Genomic DNA, 4,120 nt, shown 5'->3' with positions numbered 1-4,120 from the left:
CCACCCGGCGCGGACCGCGCGCACCCCGCGCCCCGACCGTCCGCCCCCGCCTCACGCCCGCGCATCCGAACCCACACCCCGAGGAGACCGACATGGACGAGAACACCCGCTACCAGGTGCTGCGCAACGACGAGGAGCAGTACTCCCTGTGGCCCGCCGACATCGAGGTGCCCGCCGGCTGGCAGCCCGTCGGCAAGGAGGGCACCGAGGCCGAGTGCTCCGCGTACGTCGACGAGGTCTGGACCGACATGCGGCCCAAGAGCCTGCGCGAGCGCATGGAGAGCGCCGGCGCCTGACGCTCCGCGCGTCCGGCACGGCCGACACGCCGGGCCGCCCGCACCGGGCGGCCCGGCACCTCCCTCCCACTCCCCCCACTCCTCCCCCCACGCGCCGCCGGTCGCCCGGCACCCGTCGCACCGCATCAACTCCCGAGGAGTCCGCCATGACGTCCGCCACGACACCCGTCCTGCGCACCGAACGCCTGGAGTTCCTGCCCTACCGGCCCGAACACGAGGACGCCTTCGTCGCCCTCCTGCGCGACGAGGAGGTGTGCCGCTGGATGGGCCAGGAACGCGTGCCCGAACCGCGGATCCGCGAGCTGTTCCGCGCCATCCTCACCGACGTCTATCCCCAGCGGCGCTTCGACGTGTGGGGCCTGTGGCACGAGGGCGTCCACGTCGGCCACGCGGAGGTGAAGCCGACCGGCAACGTCGACGGCCACGAACTCGTCACCGCGCTCGCCCCCGGGCACTGGGGGCGCGGACTGGGCGGCGAGGCGGTGCGCGGCCTCCTCCGGCACGCCGCCGACAACCTCGGTCTCACCGAGGCGTACGGCATGGTCGGCGCCGACAACACCGCCAGTCTCGCCATGTGCCGCCGCCTGGGCTTCCGCCACGTCCGGGACGTCGTGGCGGACGACGGCACGGTCACCAGGCTGCTGGTCGTCTCCACCCGGGAACAGGGCGAAACGACGGACACCGGGAGGACGGGCGCGGCGGCGGCCGTCGAGGACCCGGTGTGACCCTCGGGACCGCCTGCCGCCGTCGGCGCCCCGCTCGGCGGACCCGGCGGGGCAGGCCCGACACGGCCGCCTGATGCCACCGGCGCCGCCTTCGGCCGATGCCCCGCCCGGCGCGGCGTCCACCCCGCCCGCGCGGGTCCGTTCCCGCTCACCGCCGCCGGGGCATCCGGACGGGTCCGTTCAGCGCGTTGTCACAGGGGCTGCGCAGGCGGCTCATACGCGCTGTAATGGCGACGTGGTGAGTGAGGGCGCTGCGATCAGCGGGACGCGGACGGCGCCGGAGCGTGCCGAAGCCGCCCTCGCGTCGCTGATGGCGTCACCGGCCACCCCCGACCGGCTCCGCCGGGTCCTGGAACAGGCGCTCGTGTTCGCGGGCGCGTCCTTCGCCGGGGTGTACACGCCGGGCGACGACGTCACGCAGCTCTGCCTCGCCGAGTCGGCCGGTCTGCCCCGCACGCTGTACGGCCTGCGGGACTGCTACCCCGCCGCCGGCGCCTCCCCGGTCGCCGAGGTGCACCGCACCGGGCGCCCGCGCTGGCTCGGCCCCGCGGAGCTGGCCGCGGGCCCGGACGCGCGCCGCACCCCGTCCCCGGACTTCTCCGTGGCCGTCCTGCCGCTCGGCCCGGCGGGCGGCGGCTGCCTGGTGGCGGTCGGCGAGCACCCGGGCGGCTTCGGCACCGACGACCGGACCAGCCTGGAGCTGATCGCCCGGGCGGTCGCCGTACCGGCCCCGGCCGCCGCGGGTGACACCGGCGAGCTGTCCGAGGACGCCTTCAGCCTGGCCATGGACACCGGCCGGGTGGAGGTCGGCGAGGCGATCCTGCGGCTGTTCGGGATCGACCGGGACAGCTTCGACGGCCGCGTGGAGACCCTGCTCGGCCGGGCGGTGCCGGAGGACCTGCCCGCGCTGATGTCGGTGGTCGAGGCCGACCACATGTCCATCGGCGACCGCGAACTGGAGTTCCGCATCCTGCAGCCCGTCGGCCCGCCCAAGTGGCTGCGGCTGCGCGGCCGCATCCTGCCGGGCGGCGAGGGCCGCTCCGCCCGGCTCGTCGGCACCGTCGCCGACGCCTCCACCCTGCGCTCCGACGTCACCGACGTCGCCCGCGTGCAGCGCCTGGCCGCCGCCCTCGCCACCGCGGGCACCGTCAAGGACGTCGGCCGGGCCGTCGTGGCGGCCCTGCGCACACCGCTGCGGGCCGACCGGATCGCCCTGGCCGAACTGGAGAACGACCGGCTGGTCGTCACCGTCCTCGACCCGCCGGAACCCGAGGCCTGGCCCGAGGTGTGGCGCAGCGAGTGGCGCACCGAATGGCCCGACGCGCCGGTGCGCGCCATGCCCACCCTGGCCGCCGCGCTGCGGGAGGGCCGCGCGAAGATCTGGCCGTCCGGCTCGGCGCTGGAACCCGCCCTCGCCGAGGTCGGCCCGGGCGGTCTCGCCGTACTGCCGCTGCCCGCGGGCAGCCGCATGGCGGGCGCCTGCCTGGTGGGCTGGGACCGGCCGCACGACTTCGCCCCGGACGAACGCGCCCTGCTCACCGCCTGCGCCGGCCTGACCGGCCAGGCCCTGCTGCGCGCCCACGCCTTCGACGCCGAGCACGAACTCGTCGGCATGCTCCAGCGCACCCTGCTGCCCCGCCGGCTGCCCCGGCTGCCGGGCGCGGTCGCCGTCGCCCGCTACCTGCCCACGACGGCCGGCCTGGAGGTCGGCGGCGACTGGTACGACGTGATCCCGCTGGCCGACAACCACGTGGCCCTGGTCATCGGCGACGTGCAGGGCCACAACGCGGGCGCCGCCACCCTGATGGGCCAGATGCGCACCGCGCTGCGCGCCTACGCGGCCGAGGGCCACGCCCCGGACGTGGTCGTCGCGCACGCCAACCGGCTGCTGCTGGACATGGAGACCGACCTCTTCGCCACCTGCGCCTATGTCGACGTCGACGTCGAGCAGGGCACCGCCTGGTGCGTCCGCGCCGGGCATGTGCAACCGGTGCTGCGCCACCCGGACGGCGCCGCGGAGATCGTACGGGCCGAGGGCGGCCCGCCGCTCGGCGTCCTCGCCCAGGCCGAGTTCCCGATGACCCCGCTCCGGCTCCAGCCCGGCACCGTGGTCGCGCTGACCACCGACGGCCTGGTGGAGTCCCCCTCCCTCGACCTCGACGACGGCATGAAGCGGCTGGCCCGCGAACTGTCCGCCGCCGACCCCGCCCACCTCGGCCTGGTCGCCGACGCCCTGCTCACCGGCGCCCACCGCGGCGACGACGTGGCGCTGCTGCTGATGCGCTACGACGGCCTGGCGGTACGGCCGCTGCGGGAGAGCTGGACGGTGTGGCGGGTGCCGGAGGCGGTCCGGCACGCCCGACGCTTCACCCGGCGCACCCTGCGCGCCTGGGGCGTGTCCCGGGACACGATGGACGCGGCCCTCCTGGTCGTCTCCGAACTCGTCACCAACGCCCTGGTGCACACCGGCGGCCAGGTCCGGCTCGACCTCAGCCTGGTCAACCACCGGCTGCGGCTCGCCGTCGCCGACTCCTCCCCGCGCAGCCCCGTCAAACCCACGAGCATCGGCTGGGAGGCCACCGGCGGCCGGGGCATCCTGCTGGTGGAGGCGGTGTCGGCGGCCTGGGGCACGGTCCCGGTCAGCGGCGGCAAGCAGGTTTGGGCGGACCTCGTACCCGACCGCTGACCCGCCACTCGGGTACGGGTGGCGGGTCAGCGGCAGGTCGTCGTGGGCGCGCGCCCCGGACCTGCCTAGGGTCGGTTGCCGTGTCGCACACCTTCGAAGAACTGGTCGCGAAGCAGCGCGCGGCCGCCGCCGCCCACGCCCAGGTGCAGGAACTGCGGGACGCCTACGGCCCGCCGGCCGAGCGGCGGATGACCGGCGCCCAGTCGGGCACCTACGAGACCGCCCTGCGCGCCTGGCGGGACCTCGCCCGCGATGTGCAGACGGCGGTGAGCGAGTACGCCCGGCAGACGGGCCGGCCACGGGCCGAGGTGGAGGCCGAGGTGGAACGCGCGGCGGCGGAGCAGGCGGACTGACCCACGGCCGGGCCCGCGGACCACCGGTGGCCAGGCCCGGCCGTCCGGGCAGGTCCTACT

The 4,120-nt window shown here is 76.3% G+C and carries 4 protein-coding genes; all 4 read left to right on the top strand.

What is annotated here, in order from left to right:
• Positions 1-92: 92 nt before the first annotated feature.
• The 4 genes from ABZV94_RS40565 to ABZV94_RS40550 all read left to right on the top strand — a co-directional run bounded on the left by ABZV94_RS40565 (position 93) and on the right by ABZV94_RS40550 (position 4,060).
• Positions 93-296 carry an MbtH family NRPS accessory protein gene (locus tag ABZV94_RS40565; protein ID WP_356349959.1) on the top strand — a complete coding sequence of 68 codons (204 nt, stop codon included), beginning with the start codon at positions 93-95 and terminating at the stop codon, positions 294-296.
• A gap of 146 nt (positions 297-442) precedes the next feature.
• Positions 443-1,021: a GNAT family N-acetyltransferase gene (locus tag ABZV94_RS40560; RefSeq protein WP_356349957.1), complete on the top strand. Its 579-nt coding sequence runs from the start codon at positions 443-445 to the stop codon at positions 1,019-1,021.
• 235 nt (positions 1,022-1,256) lie between these two features.
• On the top strand, positions 1,257-3,707 hold the full coding sequence (locus ABZV94_RS40555; protein WP_356349955.1) for a SpoIIE family protein phosphatase: 2,451 nt from the start codon (positions 1,257-1,259) through the stop codon (positions 3,705-3,707).
• Positions 3,708-3,787: 80 nt separating this feature from the next.
• Positions 3,788-4,060, top strand: a complete 273-nt coding sequence (locus tag ABZV94_RS40550; protein ID WP_356349953.1) for a hypothetical protein — start codon at positions 3,788-3,790, stop codon at positions 4,058-4,060.
• Positions 4,061-4,120: the final 60 nt, after the last annotated feature.

This window comes from Streptomyces sp. NPDC004658 (genome assembly GCF_040609555.1).
GTDB lineage: Bacteria > Actinomycetota > Actinomycetes > Streptomycetales > Streptomycetaceae > Streptomyces.
This window is presented reverse-complemented; position numbering and strand designations above follow the sequence as displayed.